The organism is Azorhizobium caulinodans ORS 571 (assembly GCF_000010525.1).
Lineage (GTDB): Bacteria > Pseudomonadota > Alphaproteobacteria > Rhizobiales > Xanthobacteraceae > Azorhizobium > Azorhizobium caulinodans.
This window is the reverse complement of the sequence record NC_009937.1, coordinates 3,905,297-3,930,523: the sequence shown is the minus strand read 5'-3', so window position 1 is coordinate 3,930,523 and position 25,227 is coordinate 3,905,297. Positions and strand designations below refer to the sequence as shown.

The 25,227-nt window shown below is 68.7% G+C and carries 25 protein-coding genes; 7 read left to right on the top strand and 18 right to left on the bottom strand.

Features of this window, described 5'->3' with window-relative positions:
- Positions 1–6 precede the first annotated feature (6 nt).
- The 9 genes from phnN to phnG all read right to left on the bottom strand — a co-directional run bounded on the left by phnN (position 7) and on the right by phnG (position 7,094).
- Positions 7–585 (bottom strand): phosphonate metabolism protein/1,5-bisphosphokinase (PRPP-forming) PhnN, encoded by a 579-nt coding sequence (gene phnN / locus AZC_RS17495; RefSeq protein WP_012171923.1) that lies wholly within the window; start codon positions 583–585, stop codon positions 7–9.
- Positions 582–1,736, bottom strand: coding sequence for an alpha-D-ribose 1-methylphosphonate 5-triphosphate diphosphatase (locus AZC_RS17490; protein ID WP_012171922.1), 1,155 nt, complete (start codon positions 1,734–1,736; stop codon positions 582–584). The genes phnN and AZC_RS17490 overlap by 4 nt, the downstream gene beginning before the upstream one ends.
- A gap of 15 nt (positions 1,737–1,751) precedes the next feature.
- Positions 1,752–2,510, bottom strand: coding sequence for a phosphonate C-P lyase system protein PhnL (gene phnL, locus AZC_RS17485; RefSeq protein ID WP_012171921.1), 759 nt, complete (start codon positions 2,508–2,510; stop codon positions 1,752–1,754).
- Positions 2,507–3,286: a phosphonate C-P lyase system protein PhnK gene (phnK, locus tag AZC_RS17480; protein ID WP_012171920.1), complete on the bottom strand. Its 780-nt coding sequence runs from the start codon at positions 3,284–3,286 to the stop codon at positions 2,507–2,509. The genes phnL and phnK overlap by 4 nt, the downstream gene beginning before the upstream one ends.
- 235 nt (positions 3,287–3,521) lie before the next feature.
- The gene (locus AZC_RS17475) at positions 3,522–4,019 is read right to left on the bottom strand and encodes a GNAT family N-acetyltransferase (RefSeq protein WP_012171919.1); all 498 of its coding nucleotides are present in this window, start codon (positions 4,017–4,019) and stop codon (positions 3,522–3,524) included.
- Positions 4,016–4,891, bottom strand: a complete 876-nt coding sequence (locus AZC_RS17470; RefSeq protein ID WP_043880463.1) for an alpha-D-ribose 1-methylphosphonate 5-phosphate C-P-lyase PhnJ — start codon at positions 4,889–4,891, stop codon at positions 4,016–4,018. The genes AZC_RS17475 and AZC_RS17470 overlap by 4 nt, the downstream gene beginning before the upstream one ends.
- A gap of 41 nt (positions 4,892–4,932) precedes the next feature.
- Positions 4,933–6,048: a carbon-phosphorus lyase complex subunit PhnI gene (locus AZC_RS17465; protein WP_012171917.1), complete on the bottom strand. Its 1,116-nt coding sequence runs from the start codon at positions 6,046–6,048 to the stop codon at positions 4,933–4,935.
- Positions 6,049–6,051: 3 nt separating this feature from the next.
- On the bottom strand, positions 6,052–6,645 hold the full coding sequence (phnH, locus tag AZC_RS17460) for a phosphonate C-P lyase system protein PhnH (protein WP_012171916.1): 594 nt from the start codon (positions 6,643–6,645) through the stop codon (positions 6,052–6,054).
- A complete protein-coding gene (gene phnG, locus AZC_RS17455) occupies positions 6,645–7,094 on the bottom strand; it encodes a phosphonate C-P lyase system protein PhnG (protein WP_081434032.1) in 450 nt (149 codons plus the stop codon). The genes phnH and phnG overlap by 1 nt, the downstream gene beginning before the upstream one ends.
- 218 nt (positions 7,095–7,312) lie before the next feature.
- On the opposite strand from phnG, the gene phnF reads away from it, so the two are divergent.
- The 5 genes from phnF to AZC_RS26375 all read left to right on the top strand — a co-directional run bounded on the left by phnF (position 7,313) and on the right by AZC_RS26375 (position 12,449).
- Entirely contained in the window at positions 7,313–8,092 is a 780-nt protein-coding gene (gene phnF / locus AZC_RS17450; RefSeq protein WP_338010013.1) for a phosphonate metabolism transcriptional regulator PhnF, read from the top strand.
- Positions 8,093–8,128: 36 nt separating this feature from the next.
- The gene (locus tag AZC_RS17445) at positions 8,129–8,737 is read left to right on the top strand and encodes a pyridoxamine 5'-phosphate oxidase family protein (protein WP_012171913.1); all 609 of its coding nucleotides are present in this window, start codon (positions 8,129–8,131) and stop codon (positions 8,735–8,737) included.
- 175 nt (positions 8,738–8,912) lie between these two features.
- On the top strand, positions 8,913–10,112 hold the full coding sequence (gene nifV, locus AZC_RS17440; protein ID WP_043879531.1) for a homocitrate synthase: 1,200 nt from the start codon (positions 8,913–8,915) through the stop codon (positions 10,110–10,112).
- A gap of 96 nt (positions 10,113–10,208) precedes the next feature.
- Positions 10,209–11,033 carry a serine O-acetyltransferase gene (gene cysE, locus AZC_RS17435; RefSeq protein WP_012171911.1) on the top strand — a complete coding sequence of 275 codons (825 nt, stop codon included), beginning with the start codon at positions 10,209–10,211 and terminating at the stop codon, positions 11,031–11,033.
- 150 nt (positions 11,034–11,183) lie between these two features.
- Entirely contained in the window at positions 11,184–12,449 is a 1,266-nt protein-coding gene (locus AZC_RS26375; RefSeq protein WP_012171910.1) for an NUDIX hydrolase, read from the top strand.
- A gap of 42 nt (positions 12,450–12,491) precedes the next feature.
- On the opposite strand, the gene AZC_RS17425 is transcribed toward AZC_RS26375, so the two are convergent.
- The 7 genes from AZC_RS17425 to AZC_RS17395 all read right to left on the bottom strand — a co-directional run bounded on the left by AZC_RS17425 (position 12,492) and on the right by AZC_RS17395 (position 21,425).
- Complete coding sequence (locus AZC_RS17425) at positions 12,492–14,303, bottom strand: BatD family protein (protein ID WP_012171909.1); 1,812 nt, start codon at positions 14,301–14,303, stop codon at positions 12,492–12,494.
- Positions 14,300–16,477, bottom strand: coding sequence for a vWA domain-containing protein (locus AZC_RS17420; protein WP_012171908.1), 2,178 nt, complete (start codon positions 16,475–16,477; stop codon positions 14,300–14,302). The genes AZC_RS17425 and AZC_RS17420 overlap by 4 nt, the downstream gene beginning before the upstream one ends.
- Entirely contained in the window at positions 16,474–17,505 is a 1,032-nt protein-coding gene (locus tag AZC_RS17415; RefSeq protein WP_012171907.1) for a vWA domain-containing protein, read from the bottom strand. The genes AZC_RS17420 and AZC_RS17415 overlap by 4 nt, the downstream gene beginning before the upstream one ends.
- Positions 17,502–18,113 carry a DUF4381 domain-containing protein gene (locus AZC_RS24505; RefSeq protein WP_012171906.1) on the bottom strand — a complete coding sequence of 204 codons (612 nt, stop codon included), beginning with the start codon at positions 18,111–18,113 and terminating at the stop codon, positions 17,502–17,504. The genes AZC_RS17415 and AZC_RS24505 overlap by 4 nt, the downstream gene beginning before the upstream one ends.
- Positions 18,110–19,075, bottom strand: coding sequence for a DUF58 domain-containing protein (locus AZC_RS17405; protein WP_012171905.1), 966 nt, complete (start codon positions 19,073–19,075; stop codon positions 18,110–18,112). Before AZC_RS17405 ends, AZC_RS24505 begins: the two co-directional genes overlap by 4 nt.
- Before the next feature lie 25 nt (positions 19,076–19,100).
- A complete protein-coding gene (locus AZC_RS17400) occupies positions 19,101–20,021 on the bottom strand; it encodes an AAA family ATPase (protein ID WP_043880457.1) in 921 nt (306 codons plus the stop codon).
- Between the two features lie 546 nt (positions 20,022–20,567).
- Positions 20,568–21,425, bottom strand: coding sequence for a GGDEF domain-containing protein (locus AZC_RS17395; protein WP_012171903.1), 858 nt, complete (start codon positions 21,423–21,425; stop codon positions 20,568–20,570).
- Positions 21,426–21,888: 463 nt separating this feature from the next.
- Between AZC_RS17395 and AZC_RS17390 the strand changes: the two genes are divergently transcribed.
- Positions 21,889–22,947, top strand: coding sequence for a flagellin (locus AZC_RS17390; protein WP_012171902.1), 1,059 nt, complete (start codon positions 21,889–21,891; stop codon positions 22,945–22,947).
- Between the two features lie 172 nt (positions 22,948–23,119).
- Here AZC_RS17390 and AZC_RS25755 read toward each other — a convergent pair whose 3' ends face one another.
- The gene (locus AZC_RS25755; protein WP_043879530.1) at positions 23,120–23,359 is read right to left on the bottom strand and encodes a DUF2934 domain-containing protein; all 240 of its coding nucleotides are present in this window, start codon (positions 23,357–23,359) and stop codon (positions 23,120–23,122) included.
- A gap of 124 nt (positions 23,360–23,483) precedes the next feature.
- Between AZC_RS25755 and pncB the strand changes: the two genes are divergently transcribed.
- On the top strand, positions 23,484–24,776 hold the full coding sequence (gene pncB / locus AZC_RS17380; RefSeq protein ID WP_012171900.1) for a nicotinate phosphoribosyltransferase: 1,293 nt from the start codon (positions 23,484–23,486) through the stop codon (positions 24,774–24,776).
- A 24-nt stretch (positions 24,777–24,800) separates the two neighbouring features.
- Here pncB and AZC_RS17375 read toward each other — a convergent pair whose 3' ends face one another.
- Positions 24,801–25,151 carry a hypothetical protein gene (locus AZC_RS17375; protein WP_012171899.1) on the bottom strand — a complete coding sequence of 117 codons (351 nt, stop codon included), beginning with the start codon at positions 25,149–25,151 and terminating at the stop codon, positions 24,801–24,803.
- Between the last annotated feature and the right edge of the window lie 76 nt (positions 25,152–25,227).

Sequence of the window (25,227 nt, the reverse complement as noted above, 5' to 3'; positions counted from 1 at the left end):
TGGGCGTCACGCGGCAGCCGCGTCGGCGCTGATGCGGCGCAGGAAGGCGGCAAGGCGTGCGGCGCCCTCCGCCACGGGGCCGGTGTTCTCGATCTCCAGATCGGCCGCTAGCGGCACGTCGGGCGCGCGGGCAAGGCGTGCCTTCACCTCTTCCGCACTCTCGCGGCCCCGGGCGGCGAGGCGCACGGCGCGCACCGCCAGCGGGACGGTGATGTGGACGACGAACAGCCGCGCGAAGCGGCGCCGCGCCTCCGGCAAGGTGGCGCGGGAACCGTTGGCGACCACGGTGCCTCCGGCGGCGATCCGCGTCGCCACCTCCGGCCCCAGGGCATAAGCGAGGCCATGGGCCCGCCACGCCAGCGGATAGCGCCCCGCCGCGAGGTCCGCCTCATAGGTGGCGAGGTCCACGGGCGTGTGGTCCTCGCCCGTGGTGTCGGTGCGGGTGACGAGGCGGCGGGCGAAGGAGACCGACGGCTCCGCCGCCAGCAATCCGGCGGCGGCGGACATGAGCGTGTCCTTGCCGGCACCGGAGGGGCCGACCACCAGCACCAGCGCGCCGGGGCCGAAGGGCGGCTGAGGGCTCATGCCACCCTCTGGCCCTCGCGCCACACCGCGCGCGCCACCGGAATATCGCCGGCCATGGCCACGCGCACGAGGTCCGACCGCTTGCCGGGCGCGATCTCGCCGCGATCGGAGAGGCTGGCGGCCTCGGCAGGATTCTTCGTCACCAGCCGCACCGCCTCGGGCAAGGAGATGGTGGGCACACGCCGCGTCAGATCGAAAGGCGCCCAGAGCAGGCTCGCCGGCACATAGTCCGAGGACAGGATGTCGAGGAGGCCCTGCCGGGCGAGGTCTTCCGCCGAGGCATTGCCGGTGTGCGAGCCGCCGCGCACGAGGTTCGGCGCCCCCATCAGCACGCGGATGCCGGCCTCGTGCGACAGGCGCGCGGCCTCCACGGTGGTGGGGAATTCGGCAATGGCGATGCCGTCGCCGATGGCCTCTGCCACGTGCTCGGGCGTGGCGTCGTCATGGCTCGCCAGCACGATGCCGTTGGGATGGGCGAGGGCCACCAGCCCCTGCCGGTTCGGCCGGGCGAGGCGGGTGTGATAATCCATGCGGGTCGCGACGATGACGTCCAGTTCCTCGTCGGTGATGCCGCTCTTCTTCTTGTAATAAGAACGGAAATGCTCCGTGCTGGCGAACTGACGCTGGCCGGGCGTGTGGTCCATCAGCGAAATGAGCTGCACCTTATGGGCGGCGACGATGGCAGCGGCATCCTCCACCACCGTGTCGGTCGCCACCTCACAGCGCAGATGCACCAGATGGTCCGCCCGCAGCACGCCGGCGGCCCGCGCCGTGGCGAGAGCCTCCAGCAGCAGCGGGGCGTCCCCATCCATGCCCACCGCCTTCTTGTCCGGCCAGACGCGCAGGCTGTCGAACACGGTGGTGATGCCGGAGGCGGCGATCTGCGCATCATGGGCGACGACGGCTGACACCGGGTTCCAGCGTACACGCGGGCGCGGCGCCAGATGGCCTTCCACATGGTCCGTGTGGAGTTCCACGAGGCCCGGGAGCAGATAATCGCCTTCCAGATCGACGGCACCGGCGGGTACGGCGCCTGTGTCCACGCTGCGGATGGTGCCGCCCACCACCTGCACATGGCCTTCGAGGATGCGGTCCGCCAGCACGATGCGGGCGTTGGCGAAGATCTGTTCGCCGGTTCCGGTCTCGGACATGGGCTGTTCCTTCTGTCAGTTGGGCCGGGTGGCGAAGGCGGAGACGTCTACCACTTCGTCCGCCACCGCATCGCGCGTATCCGCGTCATGGAAAATGCCGAGAAGCCCGGTGCCGGCGGCCTTCTTCTCGGTGATGAGGTCGATCACCACCTGCCGGTTCACTACGTCGAGCGAGGCGGTGGGCTCGTCCAGCAGCAGGAGGGGCCGGCTGGAGATGAACCCGCGCGCCACGTTCACGCGCTGCTGCTCGCCGCCGGAGAAGGTGGCGGGCGGCAGGCTCCACAGCCGCTCCGGCAGATTGAGGCGTGCCAGAAGCTCGCGCGCCTTCGCGCGCGCCTGCTCGGGTGGGACGCCTTCCGCCATCAGGGGCTCGGCCACCACATCGAGGGCGGAGACGCGCGGGATGACACGCAGGAACTGGCTCACATAGCCGATGCGCCGGCGGCGCAGGTCCAGCATCTGGCGGGGGGCGGCGTGGGCGACATCGACCGGACTGGTCTCGTCCATCAGCCAGATGGCTCCGGCGTCCGTGCGATAGTTGCCATAGACCATCTTGAGGATGGAGCTCTTGCCGGCACCGGACGGGCCGCCCAGCGCCACGCAGGTGCCGGCGCGCACCTCGAAGCCCGCGCCATCCACCACCGGCAGACGGGCGCCGCCGCGCAGATGCAGGGTGAAGGCCTTGGCGAGGCTTTCCACGCGCAGCAGGGTGCCTGCTGGAAGGGCGGGAGGCAGCGGTGTCGCCGCCGTCTGGGGAGCGGTGTGGAGCGTCATGCGGCGAGCACCGAGGAGACGAGGAGTTGGGTATAGGGCTCGCGCGGATCGTCGAGCACCTGGTCGGTGAGGCCTTCCTCGATCACCCGTCCTTCCTTCATCACCATGATGCGGTGGGAGAGCAGGCGGGCGACCGCAAGGTCGTGGGTGACGATGACGACCGCAAGGCCAAGATCCGCCACCAGCGAGCGGATGAGGTCGAGCAGGCGCGCCTGCACGGAGACATCGAGCCCCCCGGTGGGCTCGTCCATGAAGACGAGGCGCGGCTTGGTGACGAGGTTGCGGGCGATCTGGAGGCGCTGGCGCATGCCGCCGGAGAAGGCGCGCGGATCGTCATCGATGCGGTCCGGCTGGATTTCCACGCGGGAGAGCCAGTCGATGGCCTCGTCGCGGATGCCGGCATAGTTGCGCCAGCCCACCGCCATCAGCCGCTCGCCCACATTGCCACCGGCGGAGACCGCCATGCGCAGGCCCTTCTCCGCATGCTGGCGCACGAAACCCCAGTCGGTGCGCAGCAGCAGACGTCGCTCGCCCTCGGTGAGGGAGGCGAGGTCACGAAGGGTGCCGTCGCGCATGCGGTAGCTCACATGGCCGGCGGAGGGCTCCAGCTCCGTGGAGAGCAGGCCGAGCAAGGTGGACTTGCCGGAGCCGCTCTCGCCCACGATGGCAAGCACTTCGCCCGGATGGAGCGTGAGGGAGACATCCCGGCAGCCGAGGCGGGCGCCGTAATAGCGCGTCAGCCCCTCGGCGACGAGAAGGGGAGCATCGTCCGTCATGGCCGGGCCTCGATGACGTGTGTCTGGGGAAGGATGGTGGGCTGTCTAGCCGAGCGGCCATCTCCCTCCCCCCTTGCGGGGGAGGGGTGGGGAGGGGGGTAATGCCCTCTCCGAAAGGGTGAGGTCGCGGACGCCGACGGGTCCGTCAGACGCAACCGCGTCACCCCCCTCTCCAACTCTCCCCCACAAGGGGGGAGAGGGCGCGTTGTGCGGGATGAGGCGGGTGTGTTCCCGCTCATGACGCAACCTCCCGAGGCTCCGTGGGAGGGAGGGCCTCGCCCTCGGGCGTCAGGTCCACGTGCAGGCTCACGCCATGGCGGCGGAAGCCGAGGTTCTCGTAGAACTGGTGGGCCTTCACGCGCTTGGCGTTGGAGGAGAGGACCAGCTTGTAGCAGCCCTTTTCGGCGGCCTTCTTCATGGCGAAGCGCATCATGGCGCCGCCGACCCCGCCGCCCTGTCGGGCGGGAGAGACGACCACATCCTCAATGACGGCCGAGGGCGCGCCGAGATGGCCGAGATTGTCCATCACCAGCAGCGCGAAGGTGCCGACGATGCCGTTCGCGTCCTGTGCCACATACAGCACATAGTCGGGATAGCGGGCGAAACGGTCAAAGAGCGCCTTGGCCTCGTCCAGCGGCAGGATCTTGCCGTCATCCATGCCCGGCTGGGCATAGAGGGCGAGGACGTCCGGCAGGTCATCTCCAGTGGCGGGGCGGATGGTGAGCGCGCTCATTCCGCCGCCTCCGGAAGCCCGCTCATCTCGCCGCGATGGCCCTCGCCCTGACGGGTATTGCAATGGTCGGTGTCCGAGCACACGAACATGCGCCCGCCGCGATCATCGAGGATCACTTCGTCCAGATAGACGCCGGTGGCGCCGCAGAGCGCGCAGGGCTTCGCGAAATGCTGCACCTTGAAGGGATGGTCCTCGAAATCGAGGGGTACCACCTTGGTGTGCGGGGGAATGGCATAGATGCGCTTCTCGCGCCCCGCGCCGAAGAGCTGGAGCGCCGGGCTGTCGTCCATCTTCGGGTTGTCGAACTTCGGGATGGGCGAGGGGTCCATCACATAGCGCCCGTCCACTTCCACCGGATAGGCATAGGTGGTGGCGATATGGCCGTGGCGGGCGATGTCCTCATAGAGCTTCACATGCATGAGGCCGTAATCGGCCAGCGCATGCAGCTTCCGCGTCTCGGTCTCGCGCGGCTCGAGGAAGCGCAGCGGCTCGGGGATCGGCACCTGATAGACCAGCACCTGATGCGCCTGAAGCGCGGTCTCGGGCACCCGGTGCCGCGTCTGGATGACGGTGGCGTCCTGCGTGCGCGTCGTGGTGGCAACACCGGCCGTGGTCTCGAAGAAGCCGCGGATGGCCACCGCATTCGTGGTGTCGTCCGAACCCTGATCGATGACCTTGAGCACATCGTCGGGTCCGAGGATCGCGGCCGTCACCTGAACGCCGCCGGTGCCCCAGCCATAGGGCATGGGCATTTCGCGGCTGGCGAAGGGCACCTGATAGCCGGGAATGGCAATGGCCTTCAGGATCGCCCGGCGGATCATCCTTTTCGTCTGCTCGTCCAGATAGGCAAAATTGTAGGTGATGGCCGGCATGCCGGCGGGCGTTGACGCCTGTGCGGTTTCGAAGGGCGCGTTCATTCCGCCGCCTCCTGCTGGCTGGTCTCGGTGCCGTCCGCATGCTCGGCGCGCATCCGGCGCACGAGGTCGAGTTCGGCCTGGAAATCCACGTAGTGCGGCAGCTTCAGATGCTCCACGAAGCCGGTGGCCTGCACATTGTCGGAGTGGGAGAGGACAAATTCCTCGTCCTGCGCGGGGGCGGACTGTTCTTCGCCCAGTTCCTTGAAGCGGAGCGCGCGATCCACCAGCGCCACCGACATGGCCTTGCGCTCGCTCTGGCCGAACACGAGGCCATAGCCGCGCGTGAACTTCGGCGGCTCGCTGGCGGAGCCCTTGAACTGGTTCACCATCTGGCACTCGGTGAGCGCGATGTCGCCGAGCGGCACCGCAAAGCCCAGTTCCTCCACGAACAGCTCCACCTCGACGGTGCCGAAGCGGATCTCGCCCACGAAGGGATGGCTGCGGGCATAGCCGCGCTGGGTGGAATAGCCGAGCGAGAGCAGGAAGCCCTCATCGCCCCGCGCGAGATTCTGGAGGCGGAGGGGACGGTCGGCGGGGAAGCTCAAGGGTTCCCGGGTGAGATCGCGCGGCTCCTCGCCGGTGGCGGGCGCCGGCTCGATCAGCCCCTCGTCGCCCAGAAGATCGGTGACGCGGGGCATGGGACCGGGCTCCGCCGCGCCGTCCGCGCGTGCGGGCTGGCCCTTGGGCGCACCGGCCGCGCCGCCGGTCGTCGCGAGCGTCGGGTCCAGCAGGCGATGGGTGTAATCGAAGGTGGGGCCGAGCACCTGGCCGCCCGGAATGTCCTTGTAGGTGGCGGAGATGCGCCGTTCCACGCGCATCCGGCCCGTGTCCACCGGCTCGCTATAGCCGAAGCGGGGCAAGGTGGTGCGGAAGGCGCGCACGAGGAAGATGGCCTCGATGAGATCGCCGCGCGCCTGCTTGATGGCAAGCGCGGCGAGTGGGCGGTCATAAAGCGAGCCTTCGCTCATCACGCGATCCACCGCCAGCGTGAGCTGGCCGGCGATCTGGTCGATGCCGATCTCCGGCACCGACGTATCCCCACGCCGGGTCTCGGCGAGCAGGGCATGGGCGTTGCGGATGGCGGTCTCGCCACCCTTGACGGCCACATACATGGATCAGGCCTCCGCGGTGATGCGGGTGGAGCGCGGCAGGGCCGACACCAGCCCTGACGTGGTGAAGATGAGATCGACACCCAGCGGAAACAGCAGCCGGTTGTCGGCCCAGCGGGCGGCAAAATCCGCGGGCAGCGGCGCCGCGCCGAAGCGGCGCGTATGCTTGATTCCCGGCCCTTCCAGCGTGAAGGGCGCATCGGTGAGATCGTCCACCGCGAGAATGAGCGTGGTGGAGCGATCCGGATACTCAGGCGTGCCCTGGGCGAAATCGGTGAGGGGCGGGAGCGCCGCCGGATCGCTGATGAGCGCGAGGCGCGCCTCGCCCGGCTCCGCGAGGATCGGGGCCCCGGTATGGAAGCGCAGGAAGTCCAGCACTTCGGCGCGGGCGGCGAGCTTCGCATCGAGCCAGAGAGGCGTCTCATAATCGGCGACCGCGAGGACGCAGGCGGCCATTTCGGGCGTGAGCGGCGCCGGAGGCTTGAGGCCGGTGGCGAGCGGCATCCGGTTGCCGGGGCGCGAGATGGCCCACATCACCGCCTTGAAGGTGGCCTGCGCCTCGCGGACGGGATCGGCGAAGCCGAGGGCAAGATCGGTCATCAGTCCTCTCCACGGACCATGGTGAAGAAGTTCACCTTGGTCGCTTCTGTCTTTTCTCGGGCGTCCGTTGCCTCCGCCGCGAGGCGGGCCCGCACGGGGCCAAGCGCCTCTTCCACTGCGATCCGCAGGGCATTGTCCTGCCAGAGCGCGTCAAGGATGGCGGCGGTTCGGGCCCGGTCCGGCGCCCGGCCGAGCAAATAGGAGACGCCGGTCGCGCCACCTTCGATGCGGACGGCCGCGCGGGTGACGGTGGCCTCGCCGGCATTGAAGGCATCGCCATCGCCGCCGATGCGGCCCCGCACCATGGCGAGTCCCACTTCGGCCGGGCGCAGGTCGTGAATGGGGGGCAGCGGCTTGAACCGCTCCACCGCTGCGGACAGCTCCTGCGCCGTGGCGCGGGCGAGTGTTCCCATGATCGCCTGGCGTTGCGTCGTGTCTTCCGCCGCCATTGTCGCCTCTTCGAACGATTGGCCCCGGCGCCGATCGGCGGGGCGAAGCTGAGGGGCTGGCGCGCGGGTCTCCGCTGCCAGACGTCGCGTGTTGCGGATCTCAGGGCGGGCATCGGGCGTGTGCCCATCCCGCCGAAGCATCTGGACGGGATTTGTATAAAAGTCTATACAAATAGGCAAGCGCGAGCGGCGGAAAAATCGAAGGGGGGCCACCGGTGGTGCAGGACGACAGTTTGGACGTGGCGGATCACGGCCCGATGACAGGCGAGCGGGACGGCGATCTGCGCCGCGGCAGCGGCGTGGCGCTCTGGAAGCAGATCGCCGAGACGCTGGAGGCGGAGATCGTCTCGGGTGCGCGCCCTGCGGGCGCCCGCCTGCCGGTCGAGGCGGAACTGGCGGAACGGTTCGGCGTCAACCGTCACACGGTGCGCCGGGCGCTCGGCGTCCTCACGGAACGGGGCCTCGTGGAAGCGACGCCCGGCCGCGGTACCTTCGTGAAGGAGCCGCCGCTGCGCTATCCCATCGGTCCGCGCACCCGCTTTTCGGAAATCGTGCTGGCCAACGGCCGCGAGCCGCATGGCCGTTTCCTTGGCTCGCAGGTGGAGGCGGCGACGCCGGACGTGGCGCGGGAACTGGGCCTCTCGGTCGGCGACAGGGTGCTGCGCATCGACACCATGCATGAGGCGGACGGCGTGCCCATGTCCTGCGGCTCGTCCTGGTTCGTCCATTCCCGCTGTCAGGACCTCGACCTCATCTATGCGGCAACGGGCTCGCTAACCCGTGCGCTCTCCACCCTCGGCATCGTCGATTATCGCCGCAAGGAAACCCGCATCGGCGCGCGCATCGCCGACGAACGCGAGCGCATGCTTCTCGCGATCCCCGCCGGGCGCTCCGTCATGGTTCTGGAACGGGTGGATGTGGACATTGCCGGCGTGCCATTACAGTGGGGCCGTTCGAGCTTCGTCGCCGACCGGGTCCAGTTGATCATCAAGCCCTGAACCGCCGCCCGCCCTATCCCGCCCCAGAGGATCGTCATGAGCCGTATCGAGACCGTCGAGCAACTGCGCAGCCACTACAAGGCGGTCTCGCCCCGCGCCGCCCAGAAGGTGTTGTCGAAGCTTGATGCGCACTGCCGCCGCTTCATCGGCCTCAGCCCCTTCGTCATGCTTGCCACATCGAGCCGCGACGGTGCCCTCGACGTGACGCCGCGCGGCGACCTGCCCGGCTTCGTACAGGTGGAGGACGAGACCACGCTCATCCTGCCTGACCGGCCGGGCAACAACCGCCTCGACAGCCTCACCAACATTCTCGAAAACCCCGGCATCGGCCTCATCTTTCTCATCCCCGGCGTGGACGAGACGCTGCGCATCAACGGCACGGCGGAGATCCGGGTGGACGAGGATCTGCGTCGCGCCAGCGCGGTGGAGGGCAAGCTGCCGACCTCGGTCCTGCGCATCAGCGTGCGCGAGGCCTATCTGCACTGCGCCAAGGCCTTCATGCGCTCGCGCCTGTGGGACCCGGAGGCGCAGGTGGAGCGCTCCGTGCTTCCGACCCTTGGCCAGATGCTGAAGGACCAGATCGGTCTTGCGGAAGCCGAGAGCCAGGAAGCCATGCTCGCCCGCTTCCAGCATGCCATGTATTGAGCCGTCTGCGACGACGGGCTGTCGGTGAGCGGGCGAAACCGGACAATGCTGTCGGGCGTCCCCGCTCCCGGCCAGTACGGATGCTGATAAGCGGATTTAAAACAATGACTTAAGTGTTTGGCACAGCCGTTGCTACATCCCACGTGACCTCATTGTGTTCCGTGGGAGGCCTGCCATGCTCGCCAAGACACCCGCAAACCCCGCGCCGCTTCAGCGGACGGCGTTCCTGAACGACACCACGCTGCGCGACGGCGAGCAGGCGCCGGGTGTCGCCTTCACCCGCAAGGAGAAGATCGAGATCGCCGCCGCCCTTGCCGCCGCCGGTGTCCCGGAGATCGAGGCGGGAACGCCCGCCATGGGCGACGAAGAGGTGGAAACCATCCGCTCCATCGTCTCGCTGAACCTCCCGACGCGCGTCATGGCCTGGTGCCGCATGAGCGAGGACGACCTGATGGCCGCCGTCGCGGCGGGCGTGAAGATCGTCAATGTCTCCATTCCCACCTCCGACCGGCAACTGGCCGGCAAGCTCGGCAAGGATCGCGCCTGGGCGCTCGGCCGTGTGGCGGAGGTGGTGACACTGGCGCGTCGGCTCGGCTTTGAGGTGGCGGTAGGGGGCGAGGATTCCTCGCGGGCCGATCCCGATTTTCTCTGCCGTCTCGCGGAGACGGCGAAGGCGGCGGGCGCCTTTCGCCTGCGGCTGGCCGACACGCTTGGCGTGCTTGACCCCTTCGGCACCTATGCATTGGTGCGCCGGGTGGCCGCCACCACCGACATCGAGCTTGAGTTCCACGCCCATGACGATCTCGGCCTTGCCACCGCCAATACGCTGGCGGCGGTGATGGGCGGAGCGCGTCACGCCAGCGTCACCGTCGCCGGGCTCGGCGAGCGCGCGGGCAATGCCGCGCTGGAGGAAGTGGCCATCGCCCTGCGCCAGACGGCGCGGGCGGAGACCGGCATCGCTCCGGCCGCGCTGAAGCCGCTGGCCGAACTAGTGTGCGGCGCCGCCGCCCGTCCGGTGCCGCGCGGCAAGGCCATCGTCGGCGCGGATGTGTTCACCCACGAGTCGGGCATCCATGTCTCCGGCCTGCTCAAGGACCGGGCCACCTATGAAGCTCTGAATCCGGAACTGTTCGGGCGTGGCCACACGGTGGTGCTCGGAAAGCATTCCGGTCTTGCGGCGGTGGAGAAGGCGCTGGCCGACGAGGGCATCACCGTGGATGCGGTGCGCGGGCGCGCCATTCTCGACCGGGTGCGGGCTTTTGCTGTCCGCACCAAGGAGAATGTTTCCCGCGAGACGCTGCTGCGCTTCTATCAGGACAGCTTCACCGAGTCCGCGCTGCGTCTGCGGCGGGCCGCCGTGGAAGGCGCAATCTGACGCGCATCCGGGTTCGGGATCGATCATCAAGCCGGCGGAACAGCCGGCGGACACTAGGCCGGCCCTGCCGGCCGGACCGGTTGCGGAGAGGACGAGATGATCATGGGCTCGCGTCATCGCGCGGCGGCCGCTCTAGCGCCTGTCGCTGGCGTCACCCTGGCGCATGAGGAGCGCCCCGGCCTCTGGCGGCAGATCCGCGAGGATGTAGCCTGCGTGAAGTCACGCGATCCCGCCGCCCGCGGCACGCTCGAAATCCTGCTCACCTATCCCGGCGTGCATGCGGTGATCTGGTATCGGTTGGCCCACCGTCTCTGGCGTGCGAACGTGAAATTCCCGGCCCGCTTCCTGTCCTGGCTTGGGCGTCTGGTGAGCAATGTGGACATCCATCCCGGCGCCCGCATCGGCCGCCGCTTCTTCATCGATCACGGCGCCTGCGTGGTCATCGGCGAGACGGCCGAGGTGGGGGATGACGTCACGCTCTATCACGGCGTGACGCTGGGCGGCACCTCCTGGACCCCGGGCAAGCGTCACCCGACCCTTCAGGATGGCGTTCTGGTGGGGGCGGGGGCGAAGATCCTGGGGCCGATCACCGTTGGTGCCGGGGCGCGTGTCGGTGCCAATTCCGTGGTCATCGAGGATGTGCCGCCGGGCATGACGGTGGTGGGTATTCCCGGACGCGTGGTGAAGCCGCTGGCGGACCGTCGCCGTCTGGGGGACGGTCGCATCGACCTCGAGCATCACCTGATGCCCGATCCCGTGGGGGAGGCGGTCTGTTCGCTGCTGGACCGCATCGAGTTCCTGGAGGCGCGCCTCGCCCACCATCAGGAGCAGGGACATCCCGGCGCGGACCTTGGGTTGCCTGAAAGCGCGGCGGGCTCCCGCCAGGATCGCTTGCCGAAGGATCACAGCAGCGCGGCCTGATCCATTGCTCGGTATTGATCGGCGCCGCGACGCGTGCGGAATCATGCCGCTTGTTCCATGGGCATAAGGCCGCCCGTCCTGACGCGGCTTTGGGCTGGAAGCGATGGCCCTTCCCACTATTATGCCGCTCCGAATCAGGAAAGGAGCGCCATGCCCTCCGCGCCGAAGGTTCGCGCGCAGCGCCGGATCCAATATGCAGCTCTTCCCTATCGCCAGCGGCAGGATGGCGAGGTGCAGATCCGCCTCATCACGTCCCGCGAGACGCGGCGCTGGGTGATCCCGAAGGGCTGGCCGATGAAGGGCCTGTCGCCCGCGAAGGCGGCTGCGCGCGAGGCGTATGAGGAAGCCGGCCTGCTGGGCAGCATCTCGACCGAGCCGCTCGGCATGTATTCCTATGACAAGCGCCTCACGCTCCAGACGGTGCCGTGCGACGTCATCGTCTTTCCCATGAAGGTGAAGCGCTACATGAAGAACTGGCCGGAGCGCGCCGAGCGCTTCGGCTTCTGGTTCTCCATCGAGAGCGCGGCGGCGGCGGTGCAGGAAGAGGAACTGAGCCAGATCATCCTCGCCTTCGGCGCCATGATGGCGGATCGCTTCGCCAAGAAGCGGTCCCGTGCGCCCGTCAGCACCGAAGCGGAAGACGCCTCCGAGGCGGCGGAAGGCGCGGTTGCCGACCGGGCCCGCAAGGCGCTCGCCGCCAAGACGAAAGCGGCCAAGGACAAGGCCGCCAAAGACAAAGCTGCGAAGGAGAAGGTCGCGGCAGATGCGGGCCCCCTGAGCGATGGGCTCGGGACGCTGGCCAAGGGCAAGGTGACGGGCGGCAAGGCGACGAAGGCCAAGGCCACCAAGGCGAAACCGGTCAAGGCCAAGGTGGCCAAGGCCAAGACCGTTTCCAGCGAGGTCGTGCCCAACGTTCAGGATGCGGCGACGCCTGTGGCCACGCCCGCAAAGGCGAAGGCCAAGGCTGCCAAGCCCAAGGCCGCGAAGTCGGCGGGGGCCAAGCCGAAGGCGGCAAAGGCAAAAGCGGCGCAGGCGGCATCCATGACGGAGGTCCCCGCAGTCGATGGTTCAGAGCCGTCCCCGGCGACGGCCAAGGCGCGGGCGTCCAAGGCAAGTTCGTCCAAGGTACGCTCGACCAAGCCGCGCGTGGCCAAGGCGAAGGCTGAGGCGGAGGCCGCTGCAAGCGCGGCCAAGCCCAAGGCCGCCAAGCGCAAGGCTGCGCCCAAGGCAAAGGGCGGCCCGAAGCCGAAAGGGCCTGCGGCCAAGACCAAGAGCGCCGCCGCGAAGCGCGCGAAGGGCAAGACGGGCGTGGTGCCGGGCACCGTGGCGAGCGCCGCTGCCAAGGGCAAGGACGCGCCGGCCGAGGTTCCGGCCGGCTGGGCCCTGAAGCTTCCCCCCTCGACCACGCGCCACTGAGGCTGCAGCGGCTCGGCCATCCGCCGCTCGAGCCGCTCGCGTTCAGCGAGTCGTGGGATAGAGCGGCGCCAGTCGGGCGCCGCGCTCCTGTCGCGCGCCCTTGCGGCGGGCGCGTTGCTCGGCGTGGAAGGCGGCGCGTAGCCTCTTGGCATCGAAGGGACGCGGCGCCGTGCCATAGAGCGCGTCCTGCACGGCGGTGAGGGCCTGCGCCAGAGCGGGCGTCACCGGCACCGGAGCTTGCGTGCCCGTGGCGGAGAGGCGCAGCCACGCCATCAGGGCACGATGGGCGAGGGCGGCGTTGCGGGCCTTGCAGCCGGCCTCAAGCGCGGCTTCCGCCTGCGCCAGCGTGGCGATGCTCGCGTTCGCGGGATCGCCGGCCTCTGCCGCCTGGGCGATCCGCCGGCCCCGCCGCCAGCGCTCCAGCCGGCGCAGCCCGGCCATGACCACCGCCACGCAGAGGCAGAACAGCGCGATCTCTGCCGCCAGCATGAACCAGGTCCGCCAGACCGACCAGAGGCCGAGCGCGCTGTGCAGCAGGCTGGTATCGGACGCGACGGCCGGCGGCGGCGTGCGGGCCGAGCCGCCGGTTCCCGACGTTGCCGCTGCAACGGGGCCGGCCGCGGTCTGAGGGGCGCGCGGGTCGGCCGCGACGGTGAAGGTCTCGGCGGGGAGGGTGGCGGTCTCCTGCTTCTGCGTCGCCGTGTTCCACCAGCCGAGCTCGATGGCCGGCAGGGTGAAGGTGCCGGAGCGGGTGGGTACCACGGAGACCGTCTTGGTGAGGAGTGCTCCGGGCGCGCCGCGCACGGGCGCGCTTTCCGTCCGGCTCTGCTCCTCATACTGGCGGACGCCCGGCACCTCCGCGAGGGTCAGGGGCGGCAACTGGTTCGGCCCGGCGCCCTCCGCCTCGACGCGGATGGTGCGGGTGAGCACCTCGCCCACTTTCACGTCCTTCGGCGGCTTGGCCCACTCGCTGCTGATGGTGAGGCTGCGCGCCGGGAGGAACCAGCCCTTGGCGTCCGCCGGCCGCTCGCGCACCGTCACCGTCAGCGGGTTGGACTGAACCGTGAGGTCGCGCACGCTCGGGAAATTGGTGTCCCACGGGTTGGGCGGCTGCGGCCGTCCCAGCGCGCCGGCGATATCCGGCGGGAGCTGGCCACCCGTATAGGCCGGCACCTTGGCCTCCAGGGTGACAGGCGGCACCTCGATGGTGCCGCTGCGCTGGGGACGCATCAGATAGCTCTGCTCGATGACCTGATAACGGTAGCGGCCAATGGTCCGGTAATAGGCCCGCTGTTCGCCCTGCGGCGTGAAGCTGGCGCCGTCGGCGGAAATGCGGCTGATGCCGCCGCCCCGCAGCCCGAGCCGGTCATAGACCCGCACGGTGACCGGCACATCGCTCTGCACGAAGGGCTGCACGTCTCCGGCCTCGAGGCGCACGAAGAGCGTGCGCTCGTCGGTGAGGGCACCGCCCGTGCTTGGCACCACGTTCACCGCGACCGGCGCGGTGGAAAGGCCGGCGAGGGAGATGGCCGGGATGATCAGTCGTCCGGTGCGTTTGGGGGCGAGCGTGACCAGCCATTCGTTCACCGGCACCCGACGCCCGTCCACGACCTCGGTGCGGCTGCGCCGGCCCTGCCCGACGATGTCGAAGTCCCGCGTCAGCGGCGTGAGATTGGGCGGCTCACGGCCGTCGCCTTCTGTGAGGGCGATCACCACTTCCACCGTGCCGGTGGAGATGAGCGTATCCGGCGTCGCGGAAAGGGTCAGCCGGGGGGCGGCCTGCGCCAGCGCGGGCAGCACCAGAAGTGCGGCGGCCAGCAGCAGGGCGGGCAGGATGGGGAGCGGCCGGCTCATGGCTGGTTCACTCCTTCCACTTCCGGCGGGCGGCCCGTGTAGTGCGCGCGGATGCGGGCGCGCAGAAGGCCCATGGGGTCATCCGGCACCATGCGCAAAGCCTGCTCGCGGTTCTGGTCCTCGGGCGTCATCGGACGCAGGCCGAGGGGCGTAAGGGCCATGCCCGGCTGGTCGCCACCCTGCTGGGCGGGCTGGGCCGGCTGGGGCTGCGGCTGCTGGCCCGGCTGCCCCTGCGGGTTCGGCTGCGCCGGCTGCGGCTGGGCGGGCGTGTTCCCCGGGGCGCGCGGATCGGGCTTCGGCGCCTCCTTGCCGTCCTTCTGGTCCGGCTTGTTGGCGTCCTTTCCGTCCTTCGGGTCAGCCTTGGCCGGATCATTGCCCTGATCCTTCGGCTGGGGCTTCGGCTGGTCCTTCTGGTCCTGACCCTGCTGGGGCTGGTTCTTCTGGCCGGGATCGGGCTTGGGTTGGGCCTGCTGAGGCTGCGGACCGGACTTCGGGTCGGGCTTCTGCTTGCCCTCGTCGTCGCCGTCCGGCTTCTTGTCCTTCTGGTCCTGCTGCCCCTGGTCCTTCTTGTTCTGGTCCTTCTGGTCTTTCTGGTTCTGGGGCGTGTTCTGCTTGTTGTCGCCCTTGTCCTGTTTGTCCTGCTGCTGCTTGTCCTGCTGGTTTCCGCCGCCGTTCTTGTTGTCCTTGTTCTGCTGGTCCTGGGGCGGGGGCTGGGGCAGGTCCATCTTCTTCTGGTCGTCGATCAGCTTCTGCACGAGGTTGCGGTTGTAGATGGCATCCGCATTGTCGGGGTTCTGCTTCAGGGCCTCGTCATAGGCCTTCACGGCGTCGTCGAGTTTTCCGGCGCGGGCCAGTGCATTGGCCTGGTTGTAGGCGCCGTTCGGCAGGCGGGAATAGGCCTCTGCGGCTTTCTCATAGTCGCCCGCCTTATAGAGCGCGCTCGCCTGCCAGTCGGGATTGGCGAAGCGCGCGGCGGCGCCCTGATAGTCCTGGCTCTTGAAGGCCGCGGCCGCCTGCTGGTCCGGCGTCTGCCAGAGGTCGCGCCAGCGTTCGCTCAGGCTCGGCTCCTGCGCGCGGGCCGGCGCCAGCGGCGCGGCCCCGGCCAGCAGTCCGAGCAGCAGGATGGCGATCCAGCCGCGCCGGAAGGCGAGCGGCGCGAAAAGTGCGACCACGACGAGGAGCACGAAGGGGCCCATGTCCGCCCACTGATCGGCGGCAAGGCCGCTGTCCTGCAACTCGCCGGGCTTGGCCGGGCCGTCCACGCCGCTTTGAGCGAGGATGGTGTCGATGTCCCGGTCGCCAACGGTAAGGGGCGTGAAGACGCCACGCCCGGCGATTGCCACGTCCTTGAGGCCGGCCTCGTCCATGCGCGTCGTGAGGGGCGTGCGGTCGCGGCCGGTGAGGGGGCGCCCGTCGAAGGCGACGAGCGGGGTCGGTGCATCGCGGCCGACGCCGATGACGCTCACATGATAGCCCGCATTGCCTGCGGAGGCGGCGGTGGCCTTGGTCTGTTCGGGCCGGTCTCCGAGCCCGTCGCCAATGAGGATGATGCGCCCGGTGGGCGCGCCCGTGTTCTTCAAGAGGTCGATGGCCTGCCGGATGGCGATATCCGGTCGGTTGTCCATCACCGGCATGAGGTCGGTGCCGATCTCCGGCAGCATCTGCTGGACGACCCGGGCATCCTCGGTGAGGGGCGCGGCGACGAAGGGCGCATCGGCAAAGACGATGAGCGCCACCTGCCCGCCGCGCATCCGGTTCAGGATGTCCTCCACCTTGTGGCGGGCAGCGGCGAGACGGGTGGGGTTCTGGTCTGTGGCGTTCATGGACTGGGCGAGGCTCAGCACCACCACGGTCGGGTCGATCCGGTCGAGAGCCGGCGTTGGCAGCTTCTGCCAGGCGGGGCCAGCCATGGCGAGGATGGCCAGCGCATAAGCGGCCAGCAGGGCGAAGACGGGCCAGCGCCCGGCGCGGCTGCGATCGGTGAGGGCGAGGTGGCGCAGCAGATGGGCGTCCACCAGACCCGCCCAGGCGCTCTGGCCCGTGCCCATGCGTTTCCACACGAGTGCGGCGATCACCAGTGCCGGCAGCAGCGCCAGCAGCCAGTCCGGCCGCAGGAAATGGAAGTCCGCCGGCAGCAGATGGCCTCCGGAAAGCTGGGCGAAGAGGCCGTTCATGGCGCGGCCCCCTCAAGGTTCGGTGCCGGTGCTTCGGCCTGCGCCTTGCGGCTGCGGGCCGGCCACAGCCAAACGAGGCCCAAGAGGAAGCTCAGCACGAGCGCCGCGCCTAGCGGCCACTGGAAGAGCGAGACGGTGGGGCTGAGATAGAGCGGCTCGCCGCTCACCGGCTCCATGCGGTCGATGTCATTATAGATGGCGGCAAGGCCAGCCGCATCGCGGGCGCGGAAATAGCGCCCGCCGGTCATCTGGGCGATCTGCTCCAGCGCGCCTTCGTCCAGGTCGAAGGAAGGGTTCACCATCCGCTGGCCCACGGCGAAGGCATCGGCGCCGACACCGATGGTGTAGATCTTCACGCCATTGGCCTTGGCGATCTCCGCTGCCGGGATCGGGCTCAGCATGCCGGAATTGTTGGCCCCGTCCGTCAGCAGCACCAGCACCCGCTGCTCCTGTGGGCGGGTGCGCAAGGTCTTCACGGCGAGCGCGATGGCATCGCCGATGGCGGTCTCCTGCCCTGTCATCCCGATGGACGACGTGCGCAGCAGATCGCGCACCACGTTGCGGTCGAAGGTGAGGGGCGCCTGCACGTAGGCGCGGGTGGAGAAGAGGATGAGGCCGATGCGGTCGCCCTTGCGCTTGGCGATGAAGTCGTCGGCAACCCCCTTGATGATGGTCAGCCGGTCCACCGGAATGTTGTCGTACGACAGGTCCTGGCGCGACATGGAGCCGGAGAGGTCCACCGCCAGCATCAGATCACGGCCCTCCACCGCAATCGGCACGGGCTTGCCCACATAGGCCGGGCGCATGGCGGCGCCCACCAGCAGCAGCCAGATGACGGACAGGAGCGCGAGGCGCACCAGACGCCGCCGCCGTCCGCCCTCGGAGACGAGGCCGGCGCCAGCGATCTCGTGGAAGAAGGGCAGGCGCAGCGCGCCCGCGCGCCGCTTCGGCGCCGCCGGCATCAGGAAGCGCACCAGCAGGGGCAGGGGCAGGAGGGCGGCGGCCCAGAGCCATTGGAACTGGATCATGCGTGCCCCCGGATCCAGCGCCGCAGCGCAGCCACGAGGGCGGCGCGGTCCATGCCCGCCGCTTCCTGCGCACCCGGCGGCAGATAGGGGGCGACCGCGAGGAAGCGGCCGATCTCCTGCGGCAGGGCGCCCTTGCCCTGCGCGAGATACGCCTGCCAGTCGGCGCCGGTGAGCACGGCCGCCTGCGCGCCGCCGCGCGACAGCAGGATGCGGCGCACCAGCACCGCCGCCTCTGCCCCGACAGCCCGGGCGTCGGCATAGCGGACGGTATCCTTCGCGATGGCGTCGAGGGCCCGCTGGGCCTTGTAGCCAAGGGTCTGGCGCCGCCGCCATTCCAGCAGCGCGGCCAGCAGCAGAAGCACGATGACGAGGCCGAGCAGCATCCACCAGCCCGGCGCCAGCGGCCAGAAGGAGACGGGCTCCGGCAGATGGATGTCCTTCAGCGCGATCAACGGGTCGGATGCGCCGGGATCGAGCTGAAGGGCCGGGGCCTGCGCGCCTGCATCCGCGCCACCGGGCGCAGCGGCTGGGGCGCTGCCGGGCGCGGGCTGGAACTGCGCGAGGCGCAGGAGCGCGTCACCGCGGGGCAGGGAGAGGCTCGCGATCAAGCCGCCGCTCCCGCGCGCATCTTGCGTGCCAGCCGCTCGGGGTGGAGGGCCTCGGCCGGATCTTCCCCCGTGCGCAGCATGAGGAAGGACATGCCCCGCGAGCGGGCGGCCTCTTCCACGGCCTCCCGGCGCATGGCGAAGCGCCGGGCATAGGCCTGCCGCACGGCATCCCGGTCGGCATCGAGCGTCGCCACCGCCTCTCCATCGCTCACCGGATAGGCGCCGCGGGCCGGTGTTGCCGCCTCCAGCGCGTCATAGATGAAGACGTTGGTGATATGCGCATGGTGCGACAGGCGGTTCAGCTCCTTGGCCGCCTCGCCGTCGAAATCATGAAAATCGCTGACGATGAAGACCAGCGTACCAGGCCGTGCCGCGTGGCGCAGGCGGGCGAAGGCCTCGGCGAGAGATGGTTCGGCCTCCGGCGGTTCAGCGCCGAAGCCCACCTGCGTCGCCTCGGCCATGCCCTTCACGAAGCCCAGCACGCGCGAGCGGCTGCGCTCGGCGCTGAAGACCTTGAGGGCATAGGGCGTGACGAGGAGCCCGCCCACACGGTCGCCGCCGTCCATGGAAGTCCAGGCGAGCACGGCGGCGGCCTTGGCGGCGAGCACGGACTTGAAGCAGGCGCGGGTGCCGAAGCGCATGAAGGCCCGTGCATCCATGAGGATGAGGACCGGGCGCTCGCGCTCCTCCTGGAAGAGCTTGGTGTGGGTGCGGCCGGTGCGGGCGGTGACGCGCCAGTCGATGGTGCGGATGTCGTCGCCGGGCTGATAGGCGCGCACCTCGTCAAACTCCATGCCCCGTCCGCGGAAGGGCGAGCGATAGCCGCCCATCTGCCGCGTGCGCACGCGCCCGGACGTGCCGAAGCCGTCCCGCCCGCCGGGACGGGCGGCGATCAGTTCGTCCAGCCGGGCGACGAGGCCGGTGAAGGCCGGGCCGGAATAATCGGGTGCGGATGGGCTCATGGCAGTGCCGCCGGACGCACCGTCCTCACGCCACCGGCACGCGGGCGAGCAGGGTGTCGAGGAAGCGGTCGGTGGTCATGCCGTCCGCCTGCGCCTCGAAATTGAGGAGGATGCGGTGGCGCAGCACGGGTTTCAGGATGGCCTGCACGTCCTCGGGCACCACATAGTCGCGGCCCCGCAGCCAGGCATGGGCGCGGGCGCAGCGGTCCAGCGCGATGGTGCCGCGCGGGCTGGCGCCGAATTCGACGAGGCCGGCGAGATCCTTGCCATAGAGCGCCGGCTGGCGCGTCGCGAAGACGAACTGGAGCAGATATTCCTCCACCGCCTCGGACATGTAGGTGGCGAGCGCCTGACGGCGGGCGGAGAAGATGACCGCCTGGCTCACCTTCTCCCCGAAAGCGACGCTCTCGCCCTGCGCTTCCCCGCGCACGAGGCGCAGGATCTCGCGCTCGGCGGCGATGTCGGGATAGTCCAGCTTCACATGCAGCAGGAAGCGGTCGAGCTGGGCTTCGGGCAGCGGATAGGTGCCCTCCTGCTCGATGGGGTTCTGCGTCGCCATCACGAGGAAGAGCTTGGGCAGCGCATAGGTGGCACCGCCCACCGTCACCTGCCGCTCCGCCATGGCTTCCAGCAGCGCCGCCTGCACCTTGGCGGGCGCGCGGTTGATCTCGTCCGCGAGGATGAAATTGTGGAACACCGGGCCGGGCTGGAAGCGGAAGGAGCCGTCCTCGGGCCGGTAGATGTCCGTGCCCGTGAGGTCGGAGGGCAGGAGGTCCGGGGTGAACTGGATGCGCTGCTCGTTGCAGTCGATGGCTTTTGACAGCGCCTTGATGGCCTTGGTCTTGGCCAGACCCGGCGCACCTTCCACCAGCAGGTGCCCGTCGGCGATCACGGCCACCAGCAGCAGGTCCACGAACTGCGGCTGCCCGAGGATGGACCGGTTCATGTAATCGGCGAGGCGCTTGAAGACCCGATGGAGGCCATCCTGTGCCGCGGCGGGCACGGGGGCCGAGAGGGCATCGTCAGTCAGGGTCATCGTGCAGCCAAGGTCCGGGTTGGAGCGTCCATGTTAAGGACCTCTATACCCCAGAGGTGCGACGCACCCAAACGGGAGAAAAGGTTAAAATTCGGTCACCTTGTCACGTTTTGGCGGGCGGGTGCCGCCGCTTCAGCCTGCGTGTCGCGAGGCGCGGGCTCCTGCAGGAGCGCCGCGCCGCCGGGCGGCTGCCCTTAGGGTGGGCCAGCGCAGCAAATTCAGTCCGCGTCGTCGGCCGCGCTCGACCGGCCATGGCCGGCTTCGGGGGAGACGGATTCCCGCGTTTCGGTAAACTCTCACTCAACAGTTGCCGGATGCATGTCCACGCCGGGCCTGAGGTATCTGACGGAGGCTGGTGTCTGAACGCGGAGCGCGGCGGGAAAGTTCAGGCCCGAAAATTTCAGAAAGACACGGCGTTCCGCTTTGTCGCAGCCGTCGTGGCTCGACCGTCGGTCCTCAGGCCGATGCCGCGGCCGTCGCTGCATCGGTGGCGGCCAGCATGGTCCGGTCGCGTCCAGCGGCCTTTGCCGCATAGAGCGCCTCGTCGGCGCGGGAGATCGCGGCGGTGAGGCCGGCTTGATCATAGGTCCGCACGTCGGCGAGGCCGGCAGATACGGTGATGCGGCCGCTGCCCGAGGGGTGTGGCACGTCGCGCGAGATGGCCCGGCGGATACGCTCCACATGCACGAAAGCGGCCTCGGCACTCACGCCCTTGAGGATCATGACGAATTCCTCGCCGCCGAAGCGCGCGAAGGCGTCTGTGCTCCGGGTCACGTCCTGCGCCGCGTCGGCGAGGTTCTTCAGCACTGCGTCGCCGGCCGGATGCCCCCAGCCGTCATTGATCTTCTTGAAGTGGTCGATGTCGAACAGTGCGACGGCGGCGGGCAGTCCCGCGCGCTGGCAATCCCCAAGAATGCGCATCGCCTGTTCGTCGAAACCGGCGCGATTGGGCAGTTGGGTGAGGACGTCCCGGCGGCTTTCGATCATCAGCCGTGCTTCGCGCAGATCCCGATGCCGCAGGGTGCGCAAGGCGAGAATGTAGAAGATGAGGATCAGTACGTCCGAGACCGCCCAGGCCCAGTCCAGAACGGCGATCTCGCGCCCGTGATGAACGATGCTCTCGTTATAGCCCGAGGCCAGTGCCAGGGCGCCGATCACCAGCACGATGATCGCTCCTGCATAACGCAGCGTCGCCGGCCGCCGCAGGTTTCGCACATAGTGCTGCGCATGCAGCAGCGACAGGACGGCCGCCCACATGCACAATCCCGACGTCGCGAGCCGCAGGATGAGGAAGCATGTCTCGTCGAGGCGCACGGTTTCTCCCGCGTTTCATAGCCTGCATCATGCATGTGGGTACCGTGGCAGGCGAGGGAAATCGTGACCGGCATGCAAGGTGCGCGCACCTCGATGGGGATAGGCCCGTCATCATGCCGTGACGGCTCTGCTTGCCTCATATGACTTTCGGCGGGGGTGTCACCAGGAAAGGGGCTCGAACGGGATGCTGAACCTCGTCCAAGCAGACGGCGGGCTCCGCATGAAGAGTGATCCCCCGATCATTTGCTTTCTGGACGACCCGTCTATTCGGTCGCACCCCTCCCGCAGGGTTGCTGCTAGCTTCGCGCAAGCTTCATCGCTATTATAGGTTGCATGGCAGATTGAGCGCTCAAAGCGCGCCGGGGCAAGTCCCCACAGTCAAAGGCATGAAGCCGTTCTGCCATACCGGTTCAGCCCGGAATGTCCCGACATCACCACTCATTCCAATGATGGGACATCAGTCATGACCAGCATCATCACCAACAATGCCGCCAGCGTTGCTCTCGCGACCCTGCGCTCCATCAATGATAGCCTCAACACCACCAACGACCGCGTCTCCACCGGCAAGAAGATCAATTCTGCCGCTGACGGCGCCGCCTACTGGAACATCTCCACCACCCTGACGTCGGACAACGGCGCGCTCGGCGCGGTGAAGGATGCCATCAACCTCGACATGTCCTCGGTGAAGACCACCAATACCGGTCTCACCCAGATCATGAACAGCCTGAACACCATCAAGCAGGCCCTGGTCAGCGCCCAGTCCTCCACGGCTGATCGCACCTCCCTGCAGAAGAACATCGCCAACGCCGTCTCCGACATCTCGTCGGCGGCTTCCTCGGCGGTGGTGAACGGCGCCAACTGGCTCTCGGTCGACAGCTCGGCCACGGGCTTCAACGCCAACAAGAGCCTGCTCGCCAACTTCTCGCGCGCCAGCGGCGTCGTGACGGTCGGCACCACCACGCTCGATACCGGTGCCTTCGCCGTCTATGACGCGAAGACCAACTCGACGTCCACGGGTACCAGCTCCACGATCGACACGGCCGTGACTGCGGTTGCCACCAGCGCGTCCGTCTCCGGCGGTCTGACCGTCGCTGTCGGCACCAACGCCGGCAACCTCAAGGGCTTCATGGACACCACCTACTCGATCAGCGGTTCCGTCGGCGGGACCACGGTCGCGGCGTTCACGGCGTCCATCGCCAACATCGACATCTCCTCGCTCACCAGCAGCGATGTCGACCTGGCGAAGCTCTCCTCCTACATGAAGATCGTGTCCGCCACGATCGACGGCCTGCAGGCCGGTTCGACGGCTCTCGGCACCACCCAGACCCGCCTGACCTCGCAGCAGAACTTCGCCCAGTCCCTGATCGACATCAACACGTCGTCGATCGGCTCGCTGGTCGATGCCAACATGGAAGAAGAGTCCACGAAGCTGAAGGCCCTGCAGACCCAGCAGCAGCTGGCGGTGCAGTCGCTCTCCATCGCGAACAACTCGACCTCCAACATCATGACCCTCTTCCGTTGAGATCCGCTCCGGCGGCTGACGGCTCCGCAATCGCGGGCCAGACGCCGCCGGGTGAGGGTCAACGGCCGGGAACAGGTGTGGTGGGTATTTTCCACACTGGCCGGCGCGTAACTGCCGGCGCCCTTCGACCACGCTCCCGCAAGGGGGCGTGGTTTTTTGTTGGGCTGCCCGATCACGTCGAGCGGGCGTCCTTGGACGGGCCGCCGCCGGCCGCGTCCGTTGTGGCGCGGGTCCGCGGGGTCTCCGTCCCGTCAGCCTGAGGGCAGGGGCTCGCGGCGAGACGGTCGCTTTCCTCCATGGCGACGATCTGCTTGGCGCGTTCCCAATGCATGTCCGCCTTGTCCGAAGGGCGGCCTTCCTCTTCCCAGATGCGTTGCGCCCGCGCGCGGATGCGCTCGTCGATGCGTCCCATGGCCTGCCTCATCCCGTTGCGCTGCAAGGACAACGGAACGGGGAACGGGCGGGTTCCGGCGCGGGGAACTCCCCATGGGGCCGCGAATGGTATAGGAGGCTGAAGGCGCATCCCGAGGGCCGCCATGACCGACATCGCCACCCGCGTCTATAATCATACGTGGAAGATCGACCCCATCGTCCGTTCGGTCCTCGACACGGATTTCTACAAGCTGCTCATGGGGCAGATGATCTTCCGGCGGCACCGGGACGTGCAGGTGGCCTTCGGCATCCACAACCGCACCAGCCGCGTGCGCCTGGCCGAGATCATCGACGACGGTGCGCTGCGCGAGCAACTGGATCATGTGCGCTCGCTCTCCCTGTCGCGGGGCGAATCCACCTGGCTGCGCGGCAACATGTTCTACGGCAAGCGGCAGATGTTTGCGCCGGACTATCTGGCCTGGCTGGAGAACTTCCGATTCCCCGCCTATCATCTGGAAAAGCGCGACGGGCAGTATGAGCTGATCTTCGAGGGACCGTGGATCGAGACCACCATGTGGGAGGTTCCGGCCCTCGCCGTCATCAACGAATTGCGCTCGCGGGCGGTGCTGAAGGGGCTCGGACGCTTCGAGCTTCAGGTGCTCTATGCCCGCGCCATGACGCGGGTGTGGGAGAAGATCGAGTTCCTGAAAAGCCTCGGCCCGGTCAATCTCGCGGACTTCGGCACCCGGCGCCGCCACGGCTTCCTGTGGCAGGACTGGTGCGTGCAGGCGCTGAGCGAGGGGCTTGGCCCCACCTTCCTCGGCACCTCGAACTGCCTCATCGCCATGCGCCGCGAGGTGGAGGCAACCGGCACCAACGCCCACGAGCTTCCCATGGTCTATGCCGCGCTCGCGCAGGACGATGCGGCGCTGGCCGCCGCGCCCTATGAGGTGCTTGCCGACTGGCAGCAGGAATATGATGGCAACCTGCGCATCATCCTGCCGGACACCTATGGCAGCACGGGCTTCCTCGCCCATGCGCCGGACTGGGTGGCGGGCTGGACCGGCATCCGCATCGACAGCAAGGACCCGCTGGAAGGGGGCGAGGAAGCGATCGCCTGGTGGACGGCGCGCGGGCAGAATCCGCAGGAAAAGCTGGCCATCTTCTCGGACGGGCTCGATGCGGACGAGGTGGCCCGCATCCATGCCCGGTTCAAGGGGCGGATGCGGCTCGGTTTCGGCTGGGGGACGCTGCTGACGAACGACTTCCGGGGCCTGGCGTCCGATGGGGTCCTCGACCCCATTTCCATCGTATGCAAGGTGATCTCGGCCAATGGCCGCCCGGCGGTGAAGCTCTCCGACAATCCCACCAAGGCCATGGGGCCGCCGGACCAGATCGCCCGCTACCGGCGGGTGTTCGAGGTGGGCGCGCAGGCCGAGCGGCGGGTGGTGGTGTAAGCCGACCCGCTGCCGTCGCGCCGCTCAGGCGCCGCCCTGGAAGGTCTCGGCCGAGGGGATGGTCGCCGTGGCGATGAGCGAGCGGTAGCGGCGCCGGGCGTCGGCGCGCGAACCGTCGTCATTGAGGGCGGCTTCCTGAAGCTCGGCGAGCACCCACTCGCTCGGCCGCGTGGGCAGAACGGTGAGGTCGGCGGACGTGCCCGCCAGTTCCCGGATATCGCTCGGGCTGAGGGAGGCCAGCGCATGGGCCATGAGCTGGCGCTGGTGCGCGCGGCGCTCCGGCGGCAGGTTTTCCCAGGCTTCCAGCAGCGGGAAGCAGGTCTGGGCATGGGCATGGGCTGCTCGCGCCATCCGCTCGATCAGCTGTGACATCATTCCGCCTCGCCAGGGGACTTTCTTCGTTCAAGGGGAAATTGGGGGCTCAGGCTTTCCGCATTCTTGCCGTAACGGA